Origin of the sequence: Brevibacterium sp. FAM 27836 (genome assembly GCF_051351055.1) — a bacterium.
Classification (GTDB): domain Bacteria; phylum Actinomycetota; class Actinomycetes; order Actinomycetales; family Brevibacteriaceae; genus Brevibacterium.
The window spans coordinates 1,034,305-1,056,510 of the sequence record NZ_CP195711.1; the positions used below are offsets into that span (position 1 = coordinate 1,034,305).

19 protein-coding genes are annotated in these 22,206 nt (G+C 65.8%); 9 read left to right on the plus strand and 10 right to left on the minus strand.

Annotated elements, in window-relative coordinates; all coding sequences use genetic code 11:
* The first annotated feature begins 53 nt into the window (after nt 1-53).
* Entirely contained in the window at nt 54-1,265 is a 1,212-nt protein-coding gene (locus tag ACSE4D_RS04850; RefSeq protein ID WP_426936641.1) for an MFS transporter, read from the plus strand.
* A gap of 90 nt (nt 1,266-1,355) precedes the next feature.
* On the opposite strand, the gene ACSE4D_RS04855 is transcribed toward ACSE4D_RS04850, so the two are convergent.
* Both ACSE4D_RS04855 and ACSE4D_RS04860 read right to left on the minus strand, forming a co-directional pair.
* Nucleotides 1,356-2,399, minus strand: coding sequence for an IS3 family transposase (locus ACSE4D_RS04855; protein WP_426937525.1), 1,044 nt, complete (start codon nt 2,397-2,399; stop codon nt 1,356-1,358).
* Nucleotides 2,378-2,818 (minus strand): transposase, encoded by a 441-nt coding sequence (locus ACSE4D_RS04860; RefSeq protein ID WP_426936642.1) that lies wholly within the window; start codon nt 2,816-2,818, stop codon nt 2,378-2,380. Before ACSE4D_RS04860 ends, ACSE4D_RS04855 begins: the two co-directional genes overlap by 22 nt.
* Before the next feature lie 164 nt (nt 2,819-2,982).
* On the opposite strand from ACSE4D_RS04860, the gene ACSE4D_RS04865 reads away from it, so the two are divergent.
* Nucleotides 2,983-3,969: a hypothetical protein gene (locus ACSE4D_RS04865; protein WP_426937526.1), complete on the plus strand. Its 987-nt coding sequence runs from the start codon at nt 2,983-2,985 to the stop codon at nt 3,967-3,969.
* 106 nt (nt 3,970-4,075) lie between these two features.
* Here ACSE4D_RS04865 and ACSE4D_RS04870 read toward each other — a convergent pair whose 3' ends face one another.
* The 5 genes from ACSE4D_RS04870 to ACSE4D_RS04890 all read right to left on the minus strand — a co-directional run bounded on the left by ACSE4D_RS04870 (nt 4,076) and on the right by ACSE4D_RS04890 (nt 9,325).
* A complete protein-coding gene (locus ACSE4D_RS04870) occupies nt 4,076-4,861 on the minus strand; it encodes an amino acid ABC transporter ATP-binding protein (protein ID WP_436327118.1) in 786 nt (261 codons plus the stop codon).
* On the minus strand, nt 4,861-5,655 hold the full coding sequence (locus ACSE4D_RS04875) for an amino acid ABC transporter permease (protein WP_426937528.1): 795 nt from the start codon (nt 5,653-5,655) through the stop codon (nt 4,861-4,863). Before ACSE4D_RS04875 ends, ACSE4D_RS04870 begins: the two co-directional genes overlap by 1 nt.
* 212 nt (nt 5,656-5,867) lie before the next feature.
* Nucleotides 5,868-6,665 (minus strand): transporter substrate-binding domain-containing protein, encoded by a 798-nt coding sequence (locus ACSE4D_RS04880; protein WP_426936643.1) that lies wholly within the window; start codon nt 6,663-6,665, stop codon nt 5,868-5,870.
* Between the two features lie 267 nt (nt 6,666-6,932).
* Nucleotides 6,933-8,369 (minus strand): MFS transporter, encoded by a 1,437-nt coding sequence (locus ACSE4D_RS04885; protein WP_426936644.1) that lies wholly within the window; start codon nt 8,367-8,369, stop codon nt 6,933-6,935.
* 203 nt (nt 8,370-8,572) lie between these two features.
* A complete protein-coding gene (locus ACSE4D_RS04890; RefSeq protein WP_426936645.1) occupies nt 8,573-9,325 on the minus strand; it encodes a peptidylprolyl isomerase in 753 nt (250 codons plus the stop codon).
* 132 nt (nt 9,326-9,457) lie between these two features.
* Between ACSE4D_RS04890 and ACSE4D_RS04895 the strand changes: the two genes are divergently transcribed.
* From ACSE4D_RS04895 to ACSE4D_RS04910, 4 genes are all read left to right on the plus strand, one after another.
* On the plus strand, nt 9,458-10,702 hold the full coding sequence (locus ACSE4D_RS04895) for an IS30 family transposase (RefSeq protein ID WP_425120637.1): 1,245 nt from the start codon (nt 9,458-9,460) through the stop codon (nt 10,700-10,702).
* Nucleotides 10,703-10,934: 232 nt separating this feature from the next.
* The gene (locus ACSE4D_RS04900; RefSeq protein WP_426936642.1) at nt 10,935-11,375 is read left to right on the plus strand and encodes a transposase; all 441 of its coding nucleotides are present in this window, start codon (nt 10,935-10,937) and stop codon (nt 11,373-11,375) included.
* A gap of 20 nt (nt 11,376-11,395) precedes the next feature.
* Nucleotides 11,396-12,397 carry an IS3 family transposase gene (locus ACSE4D_RS04905; RefSeq protein ID WP_426937529.1) on the plus strand — a complete coding sequence of 334 codons (1,002 nt, stop codon included), beginning with the start codon at nt 11,396-11,398 and terminating at the stop codon, nt 12,395-12,397.
* Nucleotides 12,398-12,445: 48 nt separating this feature from the next.
* Nucleotides 12,446-12,676 (plus strand): hypothetical protein, encoded by a 231-nt coding sequence (locus ACSE4D_RS04910; RefSeq protein WP_426936646.1) that lies wholly within the window; start codon nt 12,446-12,448, stop codon nt 12,674-12,676.
* A gap of 12 nt (nt 12,677-12,688) precedes the next feature.
* Here ACSE4D_RS04910 and ACSE4D_RS04915 read toward each other — a convergent pair whose 3' ends face one another.
* Nucleotides 12,689-13,708 carry a proline racemase family protein gene (locus ACSE4D_RS04915; RefSeq protein ID WP_426936647.1) on the minus strand — a complete coding sequence of 340 codons (1,020 nt, stop codon included), beginning with the start codon at nt 13,706-13,708 and terminating at the stop codon, nt 12,689-12,691.
* Between the two features lie 4 nt (nt 13,709-13,712).
* Nucleotides 13,713-16,538, minus strand: coding sequence for an aminotransferase class I/II-fold pyridoxal phosphate-dependent enzyme (locus ACSE4D_RS04920; protein ID WP_426936648.1), 2,826 nt, complete (start codon nt 16,536-16,538; stop codon nt 13,713-13,715).
* A gap of 175 nt (nt 16,539-16,713) precedes the next feature.
* On the opposite strand from ACSE4D_RS04920, the gene ACSE4D_RS04925 reads away from it, so the two are divergent.
* Both ACSE4D_RS04925 and ACSE4D_RS04930 read left to right on the plus strand, forming a co-directional pair.
* Nucleotides 16,714-18,450 (plus strand): thiamine pyrophosphate-dependent enzyme, encoded by a 1,737-nt coding sequence (locus ACSE4D_RS04925; RefSeq protein ID WP_426936649.1) that lies wholly within the window; start codon nt 16,714-16,716, stop codon nt 18,448-18,450.
* Between the two features lie 23 nt (nt 18,451-18,473).
* Nucleotides 18,474-20,105 carry an amidohydrolase gene (locus ACSE4D_RS04930; RefSeq protein ID WP_426936650.1) on the plus strand — a complete coding sequence of 544 codons (1,632 nt, stop codon included), beginning with the start codon at nt 18,474-18,476 and terminating at the stop codon, nt 20,103-20,105.
* Between the two features lie 22 nt (nt 20,106-20,127).
* Here the strand turns inward: ACSE4D_RS04930 and ACSE4D_RS04935 are convergent, their stop codons facing one another.
* A complete protein-coding gene (locus ACSE4D_RS04935) occupies nt 20,128-21,492 on the minus strand; it encodes an aspartate aminotransferase family protein (protein WP_426936651.1) in 1,365 nt (454 codons plus the stop codon).
* A gap of 89 nt (nt 21,493-21,581) precedes the next feature.
* Here ACSE4D_RS04935 and ACSE4D_RS04940 point away from each other — a divergent pair, with 89 nt between their 5' ends.
* Nucleotides 21,582-22,193: a YigZ family protein gene (locus tag ACSE4D_RS04940; protein WP_426936652.1), complete on the plus strand. Its 612-nt coding sequence runs from the start codon at nt 21,582-21,584 to the stop codon at nt 22,191-22,193.
* Nucleotides 22,194-22,206 lie beyond the last annotated feature (13 nt).

The window sequence follows — 22,206 nt, forward strand, 5'->3', positions numbered from 1 at the left end:
AAATCGGCAATAGGCTGGTGCGGTCGTGTTCCCACCGTCTCCGAAGGAGTCCTATGAGCGAAGCCCCGGTCTCTCGCGGAGTCTACAAATTCGCCGTCTTCGCCCTGGCGATCGGTGCCTTCGGCATCGGGGTGACCGAATTCGCGACCATGGGTCTGCTGCCGATGATCGCCGAGGAGCTCGGCATCACCGTGCCCCAGGCCGGCCACGCGGTGTCCTTCTACGCCATCGGCGTCGTCATCGGCGCGCCCCTGATCACGACGATCGCGGCGCACATGGATCGCAAACTGCTGCTCCTGTGCCTCATGGGCCTGTTCGCCCTGGGCAACCTCGTCTCGATGCTCGCCCCGACTGCGGCCCTGTTCAACATCGCCCGGTTCGCCTCCGGACTGCCCCACGGCGCCTATCTGGGCATCGGTGCCGTGGTCGCCGCCTCGCTCGTGCCGGTGGGCCGACGCGGGCGCGCCATGTCGCGGGTGATGCTGGGTCTGACGATCGCGAACATCTTCGGCGTGCCCTTCGCCGCGGCGCTGGGCAACATGTTCGGCTGGCGCAGCGCCTATGCCCTCGTCGCCGCCCTCGGCGTGCTCACCGTCATCATGGTCGCCGTCGGCGTGCCCCGGGTGAAGCTCGGCGAAGTGCCCTCGGCCCGCGGCGAGATCAAGGCGCTCGGTCGCGCGCAGATCATCCTCACCCTCCTGGCCGGGTCCGTCGGGTTCGGCGGCATGTTCGCCGTCTACACCTACATCACCCCGACCATGACCGAGATCGCCTCGGTCCCGTCCGTCGCCATCCCCTGGGTGCTGGCCGTCTACGGACTGGGCATGACCGCCGGCTCGCTCATCGCCGGTCCCCTGGTCGACAAGTCCATCGAGCGCTCGGCCACCGGCGGCATGATCCTCTCGGCCCTCGTCCTGGCCGCGTTCGGAGCCTTCACCCACATCGCGGCGATCGCGATCATCGCCCTCTTCCTCATCGGCGTCTCGGGTTCGATGATCACCACGGCCCTGCAGATGCGCCTGTTCCGCGAATCCCAGGACGCCCCGAGCCTGTCGGCGGCGATGAACCACGCGGCGTTCAACCTCGCCAATGCCATCGGCGCCTGGCTCGGCGGCATCGTCATCACCGCGGGCCTGGGCTACCGGGCGCCGGCCTGGGTCGGCGTCGGACTGTGCCTGGCCGGGCTCATCGTCATCTCCGTCGCGATCTTCCTGCGCCGAGGCGGCTCCCCCAATCCCAGCAGCCGCTCGGTCGTCGAGAGCTGAGCCCCCAGCTGCGGCGAACAACGGGTCTGCATCAGAGGCCTCTGCCGCGACAACGCCGGAGCGTCGAGGCCACTGTGTGCGCGGTATATTTCAAGCTGTTTGTGACAGCTCGGTGTTTTCTGGGCTATTGATGCCGGCGTGGGTCGGTGGGCCAGCGGCTATGGGGCTGGTGTGGAATCGTTCCGGATGCGCGCAGTGACGGGCGTCCAGAGTGGCTTGGCGACGGGCCCGGACAAGCTCGGTACGTCCGTGATGGACATCGTCGGGAGTGTAATAATTCAGGCCGCTGTGGCGGTGGTTCGCGTTATAGTCAGCAATGAACCCGGCCATGTAGTCACGAGCATGATCGATGGATTCGAACCGGATGGGAAAGTCCAAGTGGTACTTGATGGTCTTGAACGTCGACTCACTAAACGCGTTGTCATTCGACACTCTGGGCCGGGAAAAGGACAGCTTGATCCCCAGCGACTGAGCGAACTGGACAGTCGTTGCCGCGCGCATGGGAGCCCCGTTATCGGCGTGTAGCACGGTCGGGCACTGCTGGTTAGTTGCCACAGCCTGATCGATCATGGTCTGAGCATGGACGGATTTCTCGGAAGTCTCGACCCGGTGGCCAACGATCTTGCGAGAGAAAACGTCCATGATGGCATAGAGACGATAGATGACCTTGCCGGGACCGCGCAGCATCGTGATGTCCCAACTCCACAGTTGGTTCGGTGCGCAGGCAGCGTGGACCGGCTTAGGCCGTTTGGGCTGGTTACCACGGCGCTGGGCGCGACGGTCTCCGTTCTGCCCGTGTGCGGCCACCACTCGGTGAGCCGTCGACGCGGAGAAGGGCACCTGCCCGGCATCGAGCATCCGCCAATACGCCTGGGTGACAGACAGGTTCTCATAGTCTTCAGAGTTCAACAGCGCCATGAACGCATCGGCCTCGGCGGTGGTGATCCGACTCGGGTAGTCGCGTTCTTTCTGCGGCACCTGCACCCCGGCCGGGACCGCCGGATTCTGGTGACGGTACCAACTCGTACGATGCACACCCATCAACTCGCAGGCAGCCGTGATCGACCAGCCGGCCCTGATCAGATCGCCGATGAACCTGAACCCGATTGCCTTTACTGTGGCGGGTTCATCCAGTCCGGCCTGGTCGCCTCGACCTCGGGCAGCGTCGGGTCTGTCGCGGTCGCGCTCTTGGACATCGCTTCCAAGAGCGCGGACGCTTTTCCCAAGATATCGACCGCAGCTTCAGACTTGGCCAGTTTGGCCTTCAACGCTTCGTTCTCGGCCTGGAGCTGTGTGAGTTGCTTCTTCTCAGCGGCTTTGAGCTTGTTGTCACTGGGATTGCCATTCAACCGATCCGATCGCGAGGTCAGGCAACCATTCTCTCTGTCCACGAACCACTGATAAATCGTTCTGGGATTGACCCCGACAGTCCGAGCCAACTGGGCTTTCGAACCCATCTCGATACATTTGTCATATTCGTCCAGGATCTCGAGTTTCTGGGCCGTGGTGAAATGCCCTCGGCTCGAGGAACGGGACGGAACTTCAAAAGACATAACAGACTTCTCTCCCCACCAGTATTGTCAGATAACTGTCACAAGACAGCCTGACACAGAGGGCGCACACAGTGGTCTCGCCGGAAAAGGGTCTGCTCAGTGTTTGGCAGGGATGCGAGAAGCTGGGCGGTCCACAACCAGACCATGCTGTTTGCTTGTGTGAGATGCAGTTTGATGTGCATAATTGTTGTGTGGTGACAGTGTTCAGTGCGAATGAGCTTCACGTTCTCGGGTACTCCGACGGGGACATCGTCGGTGCCTTGGACTGCTGCCTGGAGAAGGTCAAGCGCGGTCAGTTCGTGCTGCGACGTTCCTGCGAGAAAGACACGCACGGTCCGCTTCATGACATCCACCGGGCGGCGAAGACACCCTACCCGTTGAGCTACGGCGACATCCGCGACCGAACCGAGTCGCTCAAGATCCTGATTCGCGCACATGCTAGTGAACTCCCGGAGAAGACGGTCTTCTCGCATGTATCGGCGGCGATCATCCATGGTCTCGACCCGCCGTTTCCTGAGGCGGAGAGCGCCGAGGTGATCAGACGTGGAATCAGCAAGGACAGGCCGACTCTCATCATCCGCGATCGTGAGGTTCCCGATGAAGAGCGAACTGTCGTCGGTGACCTGCCGGTGATGACGATCCGCCGGACTCTGCTTGACATCGCATACGACTACCCGCTGGAGACCTCGGTTCCGATCATCTCGGCGGCACTCCGACGGGGCGATGCCTCGGCGGATGAACTGGCGGCCGAGATCGTCGCCGGTCGGCGAGGCTGCCGGGATGCGCGCCTGGCGTTCGAACTCGCCGATGCCAGGCACGAGTCGGCGGGGGAGTCCTTGTGCGCGGTGAAATTCTATCGCTTCGGCATCACCGGAATGGTCCCTCAGGTCGATACGTGTGACTCCGCTGGCAGGTGGATCGCTCGCAAAGATTTCCGGCATGAGGACCTGGACGTCATCGTCGAATTCCACGGCGTCGGCAAATACTACCTGAGCGCAGATGGTCCGGATCGAGCCAGTGCGGCCAACCACGAGCGGCACATGAGACTGCTCAACGCCGGGTTCCGCGTCTTCAATCTGGTGTGGGCCGACCTGTTCCGCGCTGAACAATTCAAGCAGATCAAAGCGGTTCTGACAGCGCTGGGCGGCTAGCGCATCAGACGGGCAAGGGCACGAGCGGACCCCTTATCGTCGAGACCACCCGCGGCACGGGGTGGTTTCGACGATAACGGGTCGGCTGGGCGAAGGGGCCCTGCCGCTATCCCAGCTGCCCGGGGTGAAGGACTCGGGAGAGGAAATCCCTCGTCCGCTGCTCCCGTGGATCGCCGATGACCTCCTGGGCGGGCCCGGACTCGACGACGACCCCGCCATCCATGAACACCACGCGGTCGGCGACCTGCCGGGCGAACTCCATCTCGTGGGTGACCACGACCATCGTCATCCCCGCCTCGGCGAGGTTGCGCATGACCTGGAGGACATCGCCGACGGTCTCGGGGTCCAGCGCCGAGGTGGGCTCGTCGAAGAGCATGACGTCGGGGTCGATGCTCAGCGCCCGGGCGATCGCCACACGCTGCTGCTGGCCACCGGACAGGGACGAGGGCTTGGCATCGATCTTCTCGGACAGTCCGACCTTCGCGAGATTCTCCTCGGCGATCCTGTCGGCCTCGGCCTTCGACCGGCGCAGGACCTTGGTCTGGGCGACCGTGAGGTTCTCCCGCACGGTGAGGTGGCCGAAGAGATTGAAGGACTGGAAGACCATGCCGATGCGGGTGCGAGCGGCATCGATGTCGAGGTCGAGATCGGTCATGTCCATCCCGTCGACGACGATCGACCCTCCTGTCGGGTCCTCGAGGGTGTTGATGCACCGGAGCATCGTCGACTTCCCCGATCCCGAGGGGCCGATGACGCAGACGACCTCGCCCTTGTCGACGTCGAGGCTGATGTCGGTGAGCACCTGGTTCGAGCCGAAGCTCTTCTGCAGGTTGCGGATCGAGATGAGCGGTGTTCCGGTCGCCCGCGCCGAGGCGGTTGCTGAGGTCGTCATCATTTCACTCCTGAGTCTGCGGAACCGTACTTCTTCTCGAGCACCCGTGACAGGTACGACAGCGGGATCGTGATGATGAGATAGCACAGGGCGATCACGATGAAGGGGGTGAGGTTCGCGGAGTTGACGATCTCGGCGCGCCCCAGTGCCGCGAGCTCACGTCCGTCGACGGAGGAGCCGAGGATATAGGCCAGCGAGGAGTCCTTCGTCAGCAGGATGAGCTCGTTGGTCAGAGGCGGCAGGATGATCCGCATCGCCTGCGGCAGGACGATCGTGAACATCGCGCGTGAGGACGACATGCCCAGCGACCGGGCGGCCTCGACCTGGCCCTTGGGCACGGCCTGGATGCCGGCGCGGATGGTCTCGGCCATATAGGCGGAGGAGACGAGCGCGAGGGCGATCATGATGACCACGAGCTGGGGAAGGATGAAGCCGGGGAACGCCACCGGAAGGCCGAAGCCCATCACGAGGAAGACGACGAGGGCGGGCAGGCCGCGGAAGAACTCGATGTAGACGAAGGCGATCCACCGGTAGACACCGACCGAGGACAGTCGCATGAGCGCGAGCACGATGGCGATGGCCAGCCCCAGGATGAAGCCGAGGCCGGTGAAGACGACGGTGTTCTTCAGTGCCTTGGTGATGACATCGGGAAACATATCGGCTGCGATGTCGACGCGACCGAAGGTGTCGATGAGTGTGGGCCAATCGGCCACGACCGCGATGACGGCGGCGATGACGACGAGGACGCCGTATTGGACCCCGCGCGAGATCTTCGCCTTCTGGCGCTTGCTCATCTTCGCTTTGGGGGTGGCAGAGGCGACGGGAATGCCGGTGCCGGTCCGGCCTCCGTTGCCAGTCGCATGGGGTGATGACATGGGTGGTGTCCTTTTGACGCGGTGGCAGTGGTGACCGCCGAATGCAGTGTGTGTCAGTGAGAATCGTGCTCAGCCGAATGAGCGGCCGCCCGCGGTCTGTGCGCCGCGGCCGGCCGCTCCTTCAGCGGTGATCACTTGGGAGCGTCGCCGAACCACTTCTCGTAGATCTTGTCGTACTCTCCGCTGTCCTTGATCTCCTTGACGGTTTCGTCCACGGCCGTCTTCATCTCGTCGTTGCCCTTCTTCATGCCGATGCCGTAGTGCTCGCCGGTGTCGATGTCGAAGCCGACGGTGAATCCGTCGTTGTTGGCTGCGTAGTCGTAGAGCACACCGTTGTCGTTGATGACCGCATCGGCCTGGCCGTTCTTCAGCGCTTCGAGCGAGAGCGGGAGATCCTCATACGTGACGACCTCGGCGTCCTTGAAGTTCTCGTTCGCATAGTCGAGGCCGGTGGTGCCGGCCTGTGCGGCGACCTTGAAGTCCTTGAGCCCGGCTTCGTCGTCTGCGGTCTTGTCCTCCGTGGTCAGGATGGCCTGGTTGGCTGGGAAGTACGACTCGGAGAAGTCGATGGCTTCCTCGCGCTCGGGGGTGATCGTCATGGCCGCGGCTGCCACATCGCATTGGTTCTGGTTGAACGCTGCGCCGGTGGTGATGGTCTCGAACGGGGTGTTGACGATCTCCTGCTCGACGCCGAGCTTCTCCGCCACGGCATCGACGATGTCGACGTCGAAGCCGACGACCTCGCCGTCCTTCTCGAACTGGAAGGGCTGGTATGACAGGTGGGTGCAGGTGGTCAGCTTGCCCTCCTCGACCAGGGGCACCCCGCCCTCGGCGGTCGCTGCGGGTTCGGAGTCGCCGCCGCCGCTGCAGGCGGACAGGGCGAGCATGGCGCCGACGGCCGCGATGGCCAGACTCGAGCGTCGTTTCATTGTTCCTCCAGTGAGTCGGTGACGGGATCGTCACACAAGCGGCCTGTTCAGAACTCTGAACAGCGTCTGTGAGGAATCAGACCGTGAACTGAATCACATTTCGGGGTCCCTGATCTGCACTGCGGAGGTTGTGACGCAATCGTAGTGTTGACGCGGCGTCCGGCACGAGCGCGCCCGACCCGGGGGAGAGAGCGAGCGACCCCGCTCCCAACCGGTGTCAACGGTTCTCGAGCGGGGTCGATCGGTGTGTGCGGAGGCGGCGGAGGCTCAGCTGAGCTGGTCCTCCATATCGAGGGCCGAGGTGTCCTTGGCCAAGTAGAGGGCGACGAGCGTGAGGACCGCTGCGGCGACGATGTAGAGGCCGCAGTAGAAGATCGTGCCGCCTTCGGCCTGCCACAGCGCGACCATGGCGAAGGGTGCCGGGCCCGCGCCGATGACGCTGGACATGTTGTAGGACACGGCCGAGCCGGTGTAGCGGACATTGGCCGGGAAGAGTTCCGGCAGGTAGGCGGCCATCGGCCCGAAGGTCAGGCCCATGAGGGTGAAGCCGACGATGAGGGCGATGATGACCCCGGCGGTGCCGGCGTTGAACACGGCGTTGACGATCAGGCCATAGGCGGCGATGAGCACGGTCACGCACAGGAGCATCTTCCGCCGCCCCAGCTTCTCGGCCAGCGGACCGGAGACGACGGTGAAGACGCCGAAGAACACCACGCCGATGATGAGGTAGGTGAGGAACTCGCTCTTCGAATAGCCCAGCCCGGCGACGAACCCGGTGGGGTCGAAGGTCTTGCCGGCCGCCTCGGCCGCGGTCTGTGCCTGTTCGGGGCTGGCCGGGGAGGTGCCGTAGGTCAGCGTGAACGCGGTCATGAAGTAGAAGATCACATAGGTCGCGAGCATGATGAAGGTGCCGAGGATCAGCGGCTTCCAGCTGGTGGCGAAGACGCGACCGATGGGAGCCTTCGAGATCTGCTGCTTCTGGGCGACCAGCTGGAAGGCCGGGGTCTCCATCAGGGACAGGCGGACGTAGAGGCCGACGGCCACGAGCAGTGCCGAGAGCAGGAACGGGATGCGCCAGCCCCAGGCGAGGAACGCCTCGGGCGAGGCCCAGGAGTTGAGTCCGACGAAGAGCAGGTTGGCGATGATGAAGCCGACCGGGGCGCCCAGCTGCGGGAACGTCCCCCAGATGGCGCGTTTGCCCTTCGGGGCGTTCTCGGTGGCCAGCAGGGCCGCGCCCGACCATTCGCCGCCGAGGCCGACTCCCTGGCAGAAGCGCAGGAGGACGAGGCACAGGGGAGCCAGAACGACCCAGCCCGGGGTTGATGCGGTCGGCAGCAGGCCGATGAGGAAGGTGCCGATGCCCATGATGAGCAGCGAGGCGATGAGAGTCTTCTTCCGGCCGATCCGGTCGCCGAAGTGGCCGAAGATGATCGAGCCGAGAGGGCGGGCGACGAAGGCGACGCCGAAGATCGCGAACGAGCTGAGCAGCTGCGTCGTCGATGTCTGGTTGGGGAAGAAGAGCGCCGGGAAGACCAGCGACGAGGCGGTCGCGTAGGCGTAGAAGTCGAAGAACTCGATCGTGGTGCCGACCATCGAGGCGGTCAGCACCTTGCCCCGGGTGTTGTTCTTCCTGGTGGCTGCGATGGCATCGGCCGTGGCGGCCGATGAGGGATGGGGACTGCCCGGTTGGGTTTCGGTGGACATGGTGTGCTCCGCTGTTTCGTGAGTGCAGGCACGGGCGGGTGGTGCTCGTGTCAATGGAAAAGGCCGTCGGTGCTGTGCAGGAACAGCGTCGACGGCGACGAATAGACACTACGCCCGTCTCAGGAAATGTGCACTCGGAGTCTCAGACAATGAGATTATTAGGAGGTCCGAGCATTGCGGGTGCCTCGAGCCTCTGCCAGGACTCACATAGAGGCGGAGACGGACTCGATGGTCACCTTCTCCTTCGGCGCACCGTCGCCGGCTCCGGAGTCCGTGCCCTCGGCGGCGATATCGGCGACGGTTTTCGTGCTGGCCTCATCGAGGGCTCCGAACACGGCGTAGTCGGCCGGCAGGGAACTGTCGTCGTAGACGACGAAGAACTGGGAGCCGTTGGTGTCGGGACCGGCGTTGGCCATGGCCAGTGTGCCGGCCGGGTAGGTCTCGGAGCCGTCGAGCTCATCGGCGAACGAGTAGCCGGGTCCGCCGCTGCCGGTCCCGGTCGGATCACCGCACTGAAGGACGAAGATGCCCTCGGTGGTCAGGCGGTGGCAGTCGGTGTCGTCGAAGTACTCCTGCTCGGCCAGGGACAGGAAGCTGTTGACGGTGCAGGGTGCGCCCTCGGCGTCGAGGGTCACGGCCAGATCGCCGGCACTCGTGGCGATGGCGGCCTCGACCTCACCGGTCGCCTGCGGGGTCTGGGGCGGAACCTCGACATCCTTGGCCGCAGGCTGCGAACCGGTGGGGTAGGAGCAGGTGCCCGCGGCGGCCTCGGTCGAGAAATCAGCTGCCGCGGAGTCGCTGCCTGAGTCGCTGCCGGAATCCTGCTCCGGATCGGACGACCCGCATCCGGCCAGCAGCACAAGGGCGAGGACGGCCAGGGCGGCCGGCAGCATGAGGGCAAGCGATTTCGGGCGATGGATCAGGGCATGGGAGCGACTCTGCGCGGGATGGTCCATGCCCTTATCGTATAGTCAGCCGAATACTGGTCGTGTTCGGATACTCTCGCGGCGGCGGTTTCTATCTTCTAGTGCAACACCCGGCCTGACCAGCACGGTCGGGTCGGGACAGCACTTGAGAAGGAGCCCATCATGCGACCAGTCCCTTTCGACCACCTCGACGCGTTCTTCGTCTGCCTCCTCGTCGACCGACTCACTGTGAAGGAGAGTTTGCGACGCGCTGGGATCGGGTATCAAACAGCCAGGCGATGGATGCGTCGCCTCGGAATCACGGTCCAGTTTGGCAAGCTGGGAGGTATGCCTGCCACGATCTGCACGAGACCTCCCGCTCCGACGGGCAATCGTTCCTATCGCCACTTGACGTTCGAGGATCGGATGACGATCCAGGCCGGTGCGCAATCGAGCCCGCCACTGTCGACGCGGGCCATCGCCGCCCAGCTCGGGGTGCACTACTCGACAGTGGCCAGAGAGCTCCAACGTCACCGCTTCGAGGGCTATGCTGGCTCCGGGGCCGGTGCTGCCTATAGCGCCGCGGCCGCCCACACCCGTGCCGCGGCCACCCGAGCCAGCAAGAGACATCGGAGCAAACGCCTTGATGACTCGTGGATTCGTGCCCACGTCATCGATGGGCTCAACGATAAGTGTTCCCCACAGCAAGTCGCCGGTAGGCTCCGCCGTGAGTACCCGGACCGGAAGGACCTGCACGTGTCGCACGAGACGATTTACCAAGCCCTTTACCTGCAGGGAGCCGGAGGTCTTCGGCATGAACTCAAAGTGGTCAAGGCTCTTCGTTCGGGGCGGACGGGGCGTAAACCGCAGTCGAAGCTGCCCCGCCGATCCAGTCGCCCGTGGCTCGAGGGTGTCCGTTTGGTGGACCGGCCCCCGGTGGCTGCCGACCGGGCTGTGCCGGGTCACTGGGAGGGCGACCTCGTCGTTGACAACGACACGGGCGGGTTGGTCACGGTCATCGAGCGGCGGTCCAGGTTCTGCTTGGTGCGCAAGCTCCCGGAATGTCGGGACTCCCAGACCGTGACGGGGTTGGTGACCGAGATGATCCAGTCGTTGCCAGAGGCGTTGTTCGAGACACTGACGTGGGACCAGGGTACGGAGATGGCCGAGCACGCCCGGATCACCATGGCCACGGATTGCGGGGTGTTCTTCTGTGACCCGCATTCGCCGTGGCAGCGGCCGACGAATGAGAACACGAACGGGCTTATCCGTGACTATTTCCCGAAGGGGACGCGATTCGATGAATCGGTCAGCGACGATGACGTCCAGGCGATGCAAGATCAGCTCAACCGGCGGCCCCGTAAGGTTCTGGAGTACGCGACTCCTGCTGAGGTGCTCGCCGGCATCGTGATGGAAAACGTAGGATAAACGCACCACGGTGTTGCACTAGAACCCTGAGCCCGCCGGCCCAAAAGTATCCGAACACGACCACCTCTTGAGCACTGCCTCGTCGAGGCAACGGTGGAGCGCCGAGACCACTGCGCGTGCCCCGGCGGAGCGTCGAGACAACGGTGGAGCGCCGAGGCCACTGCGCGTGCCCTCTGTGTCAGGCTGTCTTGTGACAGTTATCTGACAATACTGGCGGGGAGAGAAGTCTGTTATGTCTTTTGAAGTTCCGTCCCGTTCCTCGAGCCGAGGGCATTTCACCACGGCCCAGAAACTCGAGATCCTGGACGAATATGACAAATGTATCGAGATGGGTTCCAAAGCCCAGTTGGCTCGGACTGTCGGGGTCAATCCCAGAACGATTTATCAGTGGTTCGTGGACAGAGAGAATGGTTGCCTGACCTCGCGATCGGATCGGTTGAATGGCAATCCCAGTGACAACAAGCTCAAAGCCGCTGAGAAGAAGCAACTCACACAGCTCCAGGCCGAGAACGAAGCGTTGAAGGCCAAACTGGCCAAGTCTGAAGCTGCGGTCGATATCTTGGGAAAAGCGTCCGCGCTCTTGGAAGCGATGTCCAAGAGCGCGACCGCGACAGACCCGACGCTGCCCGAGGTCGAGGCGACCAGGCCGGACTGGATGAACCCGCCACAGTAAAGGCAATCGGGTTCAGGTTCATCGGCGATCTGATCAGGGCCGGCTGGTCGATCACGGCTGCCTGCGAGTTGATGGGTGTGCATCGTACGAGTTGGTACCGTCACCAGAATCCGGCGGTCCCGGCCGGGGTGCAGGTGCCGCAGAAAGAACGCGACTACCCGAGTCGGATCACCACCGCCGAGGCCGATGCGTTCATGGCGCTGTTGAACTCTGAAGACTATGAGAACCTGTCTGTCACCCAGGCGTATTGGCGGATGCTCGATGCCGGGCAGGTGCCCTTCTCCGCGTCGACGGCTCACCGAGTGGTGGCCGCACACGGGCAGAACGGAGACCGTCGCGCCCAGCGCCGTGGTAACCAGCCCAAACGGCCTAAGCCGGTCCACGCTGCCTGCGCACCGAACCAACTGTGGAGTTGGGACATCACGATGCTGCGCGGTCCCGGCAAGGTCATCTATCGTCTCTATGCCATCATGGACGTTTTCTCTCGCAAGATCGTTGGCCACCGGGTCGAGACTTCCGAGAAATCCGTCCATGCTCAGACCATGATCGATCAGGCTGTGGCAACTAACCAGCAGTGCCCGACCGTGCTACACGCCGATAACGGGGCTCCCATGCGCGCGGCAACGACTGTCCAGTTCGCTCAGTCGCTGGGGATCAAGCTGTCCTTTTCCCGGCCCAGAGTGTCGAATGACAACGCGTTTAGTGAGTCGACGTTCAAGACCATCAAGTACCACTTGGACTTTCCCATCCGGTTCGAATCCATCGATCATGCTCGTGACTACATGGCCGGGTTCATTGCTGACTATAACGCGAACCACCGCCACAGCGGCCTGAATTATTACACTCCCGACGATGTCCATCACGGACGTACCGAGCTTGTCCGGGCCCGTCGCCAAGCCACTCTGGACGCCCGTCACTGCGCGCATCCGGAACGATTCCACACCAGCCCCATAGCCGCTGGCCCACCGACCCACGCCGGCATCAATAGCCCAGAAAACACCGAGCTGTCACAAACAGCTTGAAATATACCGAGGTCGGGGTGGTCTCGGCGGAAAAGGGTCCGCTCGACGATGGTTCGCATCGCGCACGCCAGCATCCACACCCGCATCATGCAGCAGGTGGGGGCGTCGTTCGGCACTGCGATCGTGGCCGTCGTCCTCCAGTTCATCATGGTCCATTCGGACGCGAGCGGTTCGACCGTCAGCGCCTACCATGCGTCCTTCTGGGCGGCGATCGGCATATCGATCGTCGCTCTGATACCGGCCTGCGCGCTTCCTGGGCGAGATCGGGAGAGGGCCTGAGCAGGGCCGGGGTCAGAGAGTGAAGCCGGCGGGGAAGGGATCGCTCGGGTCGAGCATGAACTGTGAGGTGGCGGTCAGCCAGGCGCGTCCGGTGATCGTCGGCACGACGGCCACGTGTTCGCCGACTTGTGTCTCCTCGACCAGGCGGCCGATGAACGAGGTGCCGATGAAGGACTCGTTGACGAAGTCCGTGTTCAGCCCCAACTGCCCACGGGCGCGGCGGACAGCCATGAGGGCGCTGGTCCCGGTGCCGCCGGGCGAACGATCGAGCCAGCCCGGGTGGTTGATGAGCACATGCCGGGCGTCGGGCCCCCCTTCCGGCTCCGGGGCCAGGAACACCACGTGCTCGCAGCCGCTGTACCCGGAGACGGGATGGACCGGTTCTGCCTGATCGTTGACGGCGGCCATGATGTCGCGGCCGGCGGCGATGAAGTCCTCGGCGCGGTCGCGTTCGAAGCCGATGCCGACGCCTTCGTCAGTGCCGACCTCGTCGGCTCTGACGAAGGCGTAGAAGTTCCCGCCGAAGCCGATGTCACAGGCGATGCCGCCTCGTCCGGGCACATCGATCACCTGGTCGAGGGCGTGGGCGTAGGAGGCGACGTTGACGATCGTGACCGCCTCGGCGCGGCCGTCCCGGACGGCCACCTCGGCGGTGATGAGCCCGATCGGGGTGTCCAGGCGCACGGTCGTGACGGGCTCGACAAGCGCCACCATGCCCGTCTCGACGAGCACCGTGGCCACAGCGATGGTGCCGGCACCGCACATCGGCAGCACTCCGGTGACCTCGATGAAGAGCACACCCCAGTCCGCATCGGGTCGGGTGGGCGGCTGCAGGATGGCTCCGGACAGCCAGCCGTGCCCGCGCGGTTCGCACATGAGGAAGGTGCGCAGATCATCGGAGTGCTCGATGAACCACTCGCGCCGCTCAGCCATGGTCTCACCGGGCAGCGCCGCCACTCCCCCGGTGACCACGCGCACGGGCAGCCCTTCGGTGTGGGCTTCGACGGTCTGGATGAGACGATTCGCGCGCATGGTCTCAGCCCTCCGCGGCGTCCTTCGGCAGCATCACCCGGTAGCCGAGCCTCGACTCGTAGCCGTGGATCTCACGGGTGTCGAGGGCCGACATGAAGTCGAGCACCTCGGCGGTGATGATCTGGCCGGGCACGAGCACCGGGAAGCCGGGCGGATACGGGGTGACGAACCCGGCCGAGACCGGCCGCTGACCGCTCTCGATGCGGCGGCGCAGCTCGTGCGGGAGGACGTGCTCGATGTTCTGCCGCCGCAGGCCCGCATAGTAGGCCGTGCGCAGGTCGCCGTCGGGCAGCTGCTCGGACGGCTCGTCGGCGGGAACCTCGGCGGCGTAGTCCGGGGCGAAGGCGCTGAAGTCGGGCAGCGGCGGCATCACCGCGGCCGGTTCGCTCAGGGCGTCCGGTTCGTGCGCCTCGTGCGGGTCGTTGAACATCCCCGCGAGTTTGACGAGGACCTCGATGAGGTAGGCCACGGCCGACCGCGAGGTGCCGATGTTCGTCATGAACAGCACGGTGTTCCTGCTCGTCTTGTTCACCTGGATGCCGTAGCGGTCCATGAGATGGTCGTGCTTGAACGTGTCCCCGTCGACGCCGGTGCCGGAGATCTCGACGGTGATGCGGCTGGGGTCGACGACGAATTCGTCCGTGACCCATGCGTTCCACATCGTCGACAGCCCGTCGCGCAGCGGCATGGTCCGGTCGGTGATCCGGTATTCCTCGGGGATCAGATCCGCGGCGGTGAGCACCTTGAACGTCTTCTTCAGCAGCGGGTGCCGCGCGATCGCCGAGGACAGGCTCATCGCCAGGTCGAGCTGCTTCTGCACGAGCGCGAAGCCCTCCATCTCGACCTGCCTGCGGCCGAGGTCGAGGGAGGCCAGGATCTGGTAGTTCGGAGACGTCGAGGTGTGCGTCATGTACGCCTCGTGGAAGGCCTCCTCGGCGCCGGAGGCGAACTCCTGGTCGAAGACGTGGATCATCGAGCCCTGCCGCAGCGCCGTCAGCGTCTTGTGCGTCGACTGGGTCGCATACACCCGGATGCTCGCATCCGGCGGCGGCAGCAGCTCCTCGTCCAGCCACACCTCATCGGGTGCCGGGGTCCCGGTCTCGGGATCGTACAGACGCTTCTGCTGCTCCCGGAAGGCCGCGGCGTGGGCGTCGGTGGACAGGGCCTCCTCGAGGCGTTCGGCCGCGTACATGGCCGTGCGCTTGCGGGTGACGGGATGGAAGCGGGCGAAGGCGAACCAGGCTTCGTCCCACAGGAAGACGAGGTCGGGTTTGATCGCCAGGCACTCGGACATGACCTTGTACGGGTCGTAGACGATGCCGTCGAAGGTGCAGTTGGTCAGGGTGATCATCCGCACCTCGTCGAGGCGGCCGGCGGCCCGGTAGTCGAGCAGAAGCTGCTTGATCCTGCCCAGCGGCACCGCCCCGTAGAAGGCGACGTCGTTGAGCGGATAGGCCTCGAGGTAGGCGGTGCGGGCGCCGGTGAGCATGAGCGCATGATGGTGCGACTTGTGGCAGTTGCGGTCGACCATGACCACCTCGTCGGGGGCGACGACGGCCTGGTGGACGATCTTGTTCGCCGTCGAGGTGCCGTTCGTGACGAAGTAGGTGCGTTTGGCGCCGAAGGCCCGGGCGGCCAGCAGCTGCGCCTTCTTCAGCGTGTTCACCGGGGCCAGCAGGGAGTCGAGCTCGCCCGAGGTGGCGCTGGATTCGGCGAGCAGCAGGTTGAGTCCGTAGAAGTCGACGAAGTCGCCGATCCACTTCGACCCGACCACGGAGCCACCGCGGGAGACCGGCAGGGCGTGGAAGACTCCGGCCGGACGGCGGGCGTGTTCGCGGATCGCGTCGAAGAACGGGGTGTCGTAGAGGTGCTGGGCCCGGCGCAGCAGCGACAGGTGCAGTTCGAACTGGTCCTCGCGGCGGAACACGCGCCGGAACCGGTGGGTCAGCGCCCCGGCGAGGCTCTCGATGTGGGCTCCGGCCATGAGGTAGAGGTCGAGTTCCGGGCGCAGATCGGCCAGCGTATCGGCCAAGCGCAGCACCCGACGGACCGAATTGAGCGGACTCATCGGACCCGTCGGCGATTCCTTCGTCGAGCGGTGGGCGAACTCCACGGCGTCGCGCAGATCGCGGCTGAGGATCTCACGGGTCGCATCGGTGAAGCCGGGCCGGATGACGCAGGCGAGCAGGTTCGGGTTCGTCAGCGCCGCGGCCACGGCATCGTCGGCGGTCGGGACGACGACGTAGTCGTAGATGAACTGGTCGGACGAGGTGCGCAGTCGGAGCAGGTCGGAGTGCAGTTCGTCGCGGCCGCCCTCGGTGGTCTCGTCGACGATGAGCACCTCGAAGCGGGGGCGGGTGTCCTGCCGGTCCCTGAGTTCGGCGCGTTCGTCCTCGTTCAGGTCCTCTTCGCCGGTATCGGGCACGGTGGTTCCGCGCAGCCGATTGACCGCACGGGTGATCATGTCATGGGCCCGGTCGAATTCGCCGTTCGAGAGCAGGTCGGTGATCTCCTCGACATAGCGCTGCCCGAACCCGCCCCAGTACAGTTCCATCGTCCTCAGCGAGCGCAGGGACCGCCACACCTCACCGTCCTCGGCGATCATCGAGAAGTCCCCGCCGCTGGCCGAGAGCCGCTTGATCGCGAACTTCAGGTACTCCCAGGCGTCCGAGCGCAGCCGCCAGGTGCTCGCCGGCATGCCCGGGTCCCGTTCGAGTTCGACCGTGCGCGGCGTCGACTGGGGTCCCGGACGACCTCGCCGGCCGATGGCGCCGTCGTCGGCGGTGCCGATCGCCTGCGCCGATGGATGGTCGGAGTCGATGCCGGTCATGCGTGAGCCTCCTGGCTGTCAGTCGTCGGTCGCCACCGAGGTGGCGACAGTTCCCTGCTCGCGGGGTCAGGCGGGGGGACCGCACTGATTCCGTTGTTGCACGATCATACGACCTCCCGCGGTTCGATGGGCTCGATGGAGACCACATGAGACAAAAGAATGGTAAGCATGGTGTATGGACACTTCCGCGTCGCTTTCCGCCGGCCATCTCATCGTCGAGGAGCTCGAAGCCCACGGGGTCCGCCGCACCTATCTGGTGCCCGGCGAGTCCTATCTCGACGTCATCGACGGCCTCCACGATTCGTCCATCACCCCGATCGTCTGCCGCCAGGAGGGCGGGGCCGCCTATATGGCCGTCGCCGAAGGGCGGATGACCGGTGTGCCCGGCATCGCCATGGTCACCCGCGGCCCGGGTGCGGCCAACGTCATGGTCGGCATCCACACCGCCTATCAGGACGCCACCCCGCTCGTCGTCTTCGTCGGGCTCGTGCCCATCGACCATCGCGGCCGGGAGTCGTTCCAGGAGTTCGATCTCGATGGCTGGTTCTCCACGACGACGAAGAAGGTGCTCACCCTCGACGATCCCGACAAGGCCGCCGAGGTGGTCGTCGACGCCATGCACACCGCGGTGGCCGGCCGGCCCGGTCCCGTCGTCATCGGACTGCCCGAGGAGGTGCTGGTCCGACCCAGCGCGGCAACCGTGCTGCCGCCGCGTGTGCTCGGTTCGGCCTCGCCCTATGCCGGCGACCTCACGGAGCTGCGGGCCCGCATCACCGCCGCCGACCGTCCCGTCCTCATCATCGGCGGAGAGGACTGGTCGCCGTCGACATCGAAGCGCATCGCCCAGTGGTCGCGTGATCGCGGCCTCGGTGTGCTCGGGACGTTCCGCGCCTATGACGGCATCGACCACGACAGTCCGAACTTCCTCGGCATCCTCGGCTACGGCGCGGCGCCGGTGGCCAAGCGGGTCCTCGACGAGGCGGATCTGCACATCTTCCTCGGCTGCGTCCGCACCGATGTCGCCACCGCCGGCTTCACGCTCGGCACCGATCAGCGCACCGTCGTCATCGGCCCCGACCCCGATGCCCATGGGCACTTCGGTCGGCTCGACCAGCACATCGTGACGTCGGTGGGCCGCTTCGCCCAGGCTCTGTTCACCGAAGACGGGTCCCGGACCTATTCGGTCTCCTCCGATGGTTCGATCGACGAGCCGCCGCTCGGCGATGCCCTGTCCGAGGCCGCCGGAGAGGCGGTGCCGCTGCCCGACTGGGTGGGCGGGGCCCGGGCCGAACTCGACGACTGGCGCCTTCCGCAGGTCGCCTCGGCCGGATCCGCCTCGGCGGGGTCGGCCGATGGCGTCGTCGATATGGATGAGGCGTTCGTCCATGTCCGGCAGCTGCTGCCCGAGGATGCGATCATCACCTACGGGGCCGGGAACTTCTCCGGCTGGGCGACCCGGTTCCTGCCCGCTCACGGGTTCCCCTCGGCGCTGGGACCGCGAAACGGATCGATGGGCTTCGGTCTGCCGGCCGCGGTCGCCGCCGGACTCGTCCACCCCGAACGGCCCGTGTTCTGCATCACCGGCGACGGTGACTTCCTGATGAACGGTCAGGAGATGGCCACCGCGGCTCAGTACGGTCTCGACATCACCGTCGTGGTCAACGACAACTCGGTCTACGGCACGATCCGCGGCCATCAGGACCGCGAATACCCGGGCCGGGCCACGGCCACGGCGTTGGAGAACCCGGACTTCGCTGCCATGGCTCAGGCCTTCGGCGGCCTCGGGATCCGGGTCGAGAGGACCGAGGACTTCCGGGACGCCTTCGAACGGGCGCTGGGGCACAAGGGCCTGTCCCTCGTCCACTGCCTGACCGATCCGAGCATCCGCGGTGCCCGCCTGCCTCGGGCATGAACGATCCTGACTAAGGTGGCCCCATGAGAATCGACGCGATCTTCACCGACCTCGACGCCCACACCTTCGACTCCGAGCGGCCGAGGGCGAGCAGGATCGGGGTCTTCAACGGCCGGATCATCGGCTTCGACGAGGACCTCGACGGCATCAGCGCCGATCGGGTCGAATCGCTGGGCGGGGCGACGGTGCTGCCGGGCTTCACCGATGCCCACTGCCACACGGCCTGGTTCGGACTCACCCTGGCCTCCGTCGACGTCACCGCGCTGCCGGGCGGCCTGCCCGACGTCTACGCGGCATTGGAGGAGGCAGCGGCGGCGACCCCGGCCGGAGAATGGATCAACGCCACCGGGTATGCCCACCGCGACTACGACGGACAGTACCCGGACCTGACCCGCCTCGACGAGATCACCGGGAACCGCCCGCTGTTCATGCGCCAGACCTCCGGCCACGCCGCGATCGTCAACACCGAGGCGATGCGCCGGGCCGGCATCCTCGAACCCGGCTTCACCGAACCGGTCGGCGGCAAGGTCGTCACCGACCCGGCAGGCCATCCCACCGGGCTGCTCGAGGAGACCGCGCAGTCCCTCGTCCAGGACCTCATCCGGCCCTATTCGCTCGACACCCTCGTCGAGGCGATCGACCTCGCCACCGCCCACTATGCGAAGGAGGGCATCACCTCCTTCGGCGAATGCGGCATCGCCTACGGCTGGATCGGCCACTCCCCCATCGAGATCAGCGCCTATCTGCGCGCCCGGGAGGAGGGCAGGCTGCGGGCCCGGGCCCAGCTGATGCCGCAGGCCGATGGGCTGCACACGATCGCGGCGAACTCGGCCGACGGGTTCGGCATCGGACTGGACGCGGGACTGCGCACCGGCCTCGGCGACGATCTCATCTCGATCGGCCCGGTGAAGTTCTTCATGGACGGGGCCCTGTCCGGTGAGACCGCGGCGCTGCGGGAGAACTACACGGGCAAGGACCATCCCGGTTATCTCCAGGCCGACGCCCAGGAGCTGCGACAGCAGATCCTCGACACCTGCGCCTCCGGCTGGTCGGTGGCCGTGCACGCGATCGGCGACGCCGCCGTCGACGCGGCCGTGGCCAATATCGTCGAAGCTCAGAAGCGGTACGGTCGCCGCCCGGTGCCCAACCGGATCGAACATGCCGGAATGGTCCACGACGAGCACCTGGCCACGCTGGCCGAGGCCGGCATCGTCGTCACCCCGCAGTCGGCCTTCGCCGAGGGCATCGGCGACGGCATGAACGCCTCTCTGGGTCTGCAGCGCCGGCCGCTGCTCTACCGGGCCAAGTCCTTCCTCGACTCCGGTATCCTGCTCGCCGGCAGCTCCGACCGGCCGTGCGCCGACGGCAATGTGCTGCGCGGCATCGAAGCCTTCGTCACCCGCGCCACCCGCGACGGCGATGTCATGGGTTCGGCCGACGAGTGCCTGAGCGCCGATGAGGCTCTGGCCGCCTATACCGTGAATGCGGCGGCCGCGATGGGACAGAGCGCGGACAAGGGCACGCTGAGCCGCGGGAAGCTCGCGGACTTCGTGGGCTTGGATGCCCATCCCGGGCAGGTGGCGGCGACCGAGATCTCGCAGGTCCCCGTCCGCGCCACGGTCCTCGGCGGAGATTTCACCCACGACGCCCGCTGATCCGCCTGGGGTCGGTGCGGCCTCAGCGGGAGAAGTCGAGGTCGGTGAGCACCTTCTCGAAGACGCCGAGGCCGCGTTCGAGGTCGTCCTCGGTGATGTTGATCGGCGGGACCACGTGCAGCCGGTGGTAGTTGTTGAACGGCACCACGCCGTGCTCCTTGAGTGCGGCCACCACCGAGGCGACCTCGGGTGAACCTCCGCCGTAGGGGGCCAGCGGCTCCTTCGTTTCCTTGTCCCAGACGAGTTCGATCGCCCAGAACGCGCCGGTGCCGCGGACCTCGCCGACGTGCTTCGAGTTCTCCGCGATCTGTCGCAGCCTGGGACCGATGATGGTCTCGCCGATGTGGGCGGCATGTTCGATCATGCCTTCATCGGCCATCGCGTTGATGGTGGCGACGGCGGCCGCGCAGGCCAGCGGGTGACCCGAGTAGGTCAGTCCGCCGGGGTAGACGCGTTCAGCGAAGGTCTCGAAGATCGCGTCGTTGATGACCACTCCGCCCAGCGGCACATACCCGGAGTTCACGCCCTTGGCGAAGGTGATGAGGTCCGGGACGATGCCGAAGTGCTCGAAGGCGAACCACTTGCCCGAGCGTCCGAAGCCGGCCATCACCTCATCGGCGATGAGGATGATCCCGTACTCATCAGCCAGTGCCCGCACCCCTTGCATGTACTCGGGGCTGGGGATCATGATGCCGGCGGTGCCGGGGATGGACTCGACGATGATCGCCGCGATCGTCGCCGGCCCCTCCAACTGGATGGTCCGCTCGAGGTGGTGCAGCGCCCGTTCGGTCTCCTCCGCCTCGGTGGTGGCATGGAACTCGGACCGGTAGAGGAAGGGACCGAAGAAGTGGACGACGCCGGCATCGCCGGTCTCGTTCTCCCACCGCCGCGGGTCGCCGGTGACGTTGACGGCCGTCTGCGTGCCGCCGTGATAGGACCGGTAGCGTGAGAGCACCTTGTTCCGGCCCGTGTGCAGCCGAGCCATGCGGATGGCGTGTTCGTTCGCATCGGCTCCCCCGTTGGTGAAGAACACGCGGTCCAGCCCGGCCGGGGTGCGTTCGGTGATCAGTCGGGCGGCCTCGGAGCGGGCGGCGTTGGCCGTGGCCGGGCTGATCGTGCACAGCAGATCGGCCTGATCCTTGATCGCCGCGACCACGGCCGGGTGCTGGTGACCGATGTTCGTGTTCACCAGTTGAGAGGAGAAGTCGAGGAACTGCCGCCCCTCGCCGTCGACGACCGTCGACCCCTGCGCCCTGACCACCGTCGGAGGGTCGATGAGACGCTGGGCCGACCAGGAGTGGAAGACGTGCGCGCGGTCGAGGGCATGGGCCCGGGCGGCTTCGTCCTTGATCGCTGCGAGTTCGACATCGTCTGACTGGTGCACCATTGTCACCCTTTCGCCGAGGAGGGGCCGGCGGCGGAGGAGATCCGCGCCTGTGGCCTCATCGTAGAACAGATTCGACTACAGTGACGAGCATGTCGTACCGGACGATCCCCACCAGCGTCGAGGCCGAGATCGAGATCAAGAAATCCCGCTTCCTCGCACGCCTCTCCCCCGCCTCCGACGAGGCCGAGGCCCGCGAGGTCATCGCCGACTGTCGGGCCGAGCACCCGAAGGCCCGGCACCACTGTTCGGCGTTCGTCCTCGACCCGGATTCGCGCACGCAGCGCTTCAGCGACGACGGGGAACCGGCAGGCACGGCCGGCGCCCCGATCCTCGACGTTGTCACCGGGCACGAACTCACCTATGTCGTCGCGGTCGTGACGAGGTACTTCGGCGGCACCCTGCTGGGCGCGGGAGGGCTCGTGCGCGCCTACGGTCAGGCCACCTCGGCGGCGGTGGATCGGGCGCGGATCATCACTCGCAGCGAACGCGTGCCGGTGCGCGCGTTCGTCGATTACGCTCAGGCCAATGCGCTGGAGCGGGCAGCCGGGAACCGGGGCTGGATCACGCGAGCCGACTACGGCGGCGAGGTGGGACTCGACGTCCTCGTCCCCGTCGCCGAGGTGGACGAGGCCCTGGCGATGTACGCCGACCTCACCGCCGGTCGGGCAGCCCCGGCCGTCGGTGAGGTCGAATGGGTGTGAGCCGCAGGCTCGA

Coding starts and splice junctions, on each gene's coding strand:
- ACSE4D_RS04865 (WP_426937526.1), top strand. CDS start 2,983: ATGCAGTTTGATGTGCATAATTGTTGTGTGGTGACAGTGTTCAGTGCG.
- ACSE4D_RS04930 (WP_426936650.1), top strand. CDS start 18,474: ATGAGAATCGACGCGATCTTCACCGACCTCGACGCCCACACCTTCGAC.
- ACSE4D_RS04875 (WP_426937528.1), bottom strand. CDS start 5,655: ATGAGCAAGCGCCAGAAGGCGAAGATCTCGCGCGGGGTCCAATACGGC.
- ACSE4D_RS04850 (WP_426936641.1), top strand. CDS start 54: ATGAGCGAAGCCCCGGTCTCTCGCGGAGTCTACAAATTCGCCGTCTTC.
- ACSE4D_RS04940 (WP_426936652.1), top strand. CDS start 21,582: ATGTCGTACCGGACGATCCCCACCAGCGTCGAGGCCGAGATCGAGATC.
- ACSE4D_RS04935 (WP_426936651.1), bottom strand. CDS start 21,492: ATGGTGCACCAGTCAGACGATGTCGAACTCGCAGCGATCAAGGACGAA.
- ACSE4D_RS04890 (WP_426936645.1), bottom strand. CDS start 9,325: ATGGACCATCCCGCGCAGAGTCGCTCCCATGCCCTGATCCATCGCCCG.
- ACSE4D_RS04925 (WP_426936649.1), top strand. CDS start 16,714: ATGGACACTTCCGCGTCGCTTTCCGCCGGCCATCTCATCGTCGAGGAG.
- ACSE4D_RS04885 (WP_426936644.1), bottom strand. CDS start 8,369: ATGTCCACCGAAACCCAACCGGGCAGTCCCCATCCCTCATCGGCCGCC.
- ACSE4D_RS04880 (WP_426936643.1), bottom strand. CDS start 6,665: ATGAAACGACGCTCGAGTCTGGCCATCGCGGCCGTCGGCGCCATGCTC.
- ACSE4D_RS04910 (WP_426936646.1), top strand. CDS start 12,446: ATGGTTCGCATCGCGCACGCCAGCATCCACACCCGCATCATGCAGCAG.
- ACSE4D_RS04895 (WP_425120637.1), top strand. CDS start 9,458: ATGCGACCAGTCCCTTTCGACCACCTCGACGCGTTCTTCGTCTGCCTC.
- ACSE4D_RS04860 (WP_426936642.1), bottom strand. CDS start 2,818: ATGTCTTTTGAAGTTCCGTCCCGTTCCTCGAGCCGAGGGCATTTCACC.
- ACSE4D_RS04920 (WP_426936648.1), bottom strand. CDS start 16,538: ATGACCGGCATCGACTCCGACCATCCATCGGCGCAGGCGATCGGCACC.
- ACSE4D_RS04900 (WP_426936642.1), top strand. CDS start 10,935: ATGTCTTTTGAAGTTCCGTCCCGTTCCTCGAGCCGAGGGCATTTCACC.
- ACSE4D_RS04915 (WP_426936647.1), bottom strand. CDS start 13,708: ATGCGCGCGAATCGTCTCATCCAGACCGTCGAAGCCCACACCGAAGGG.
- ACSE4D_RS04870 (WP_436327118.1), bottom strand. CDS start 4,861: ATGACGACCTCAGCAACCGCCTCGGCGCGGGCGACCGGAACACCGCTC.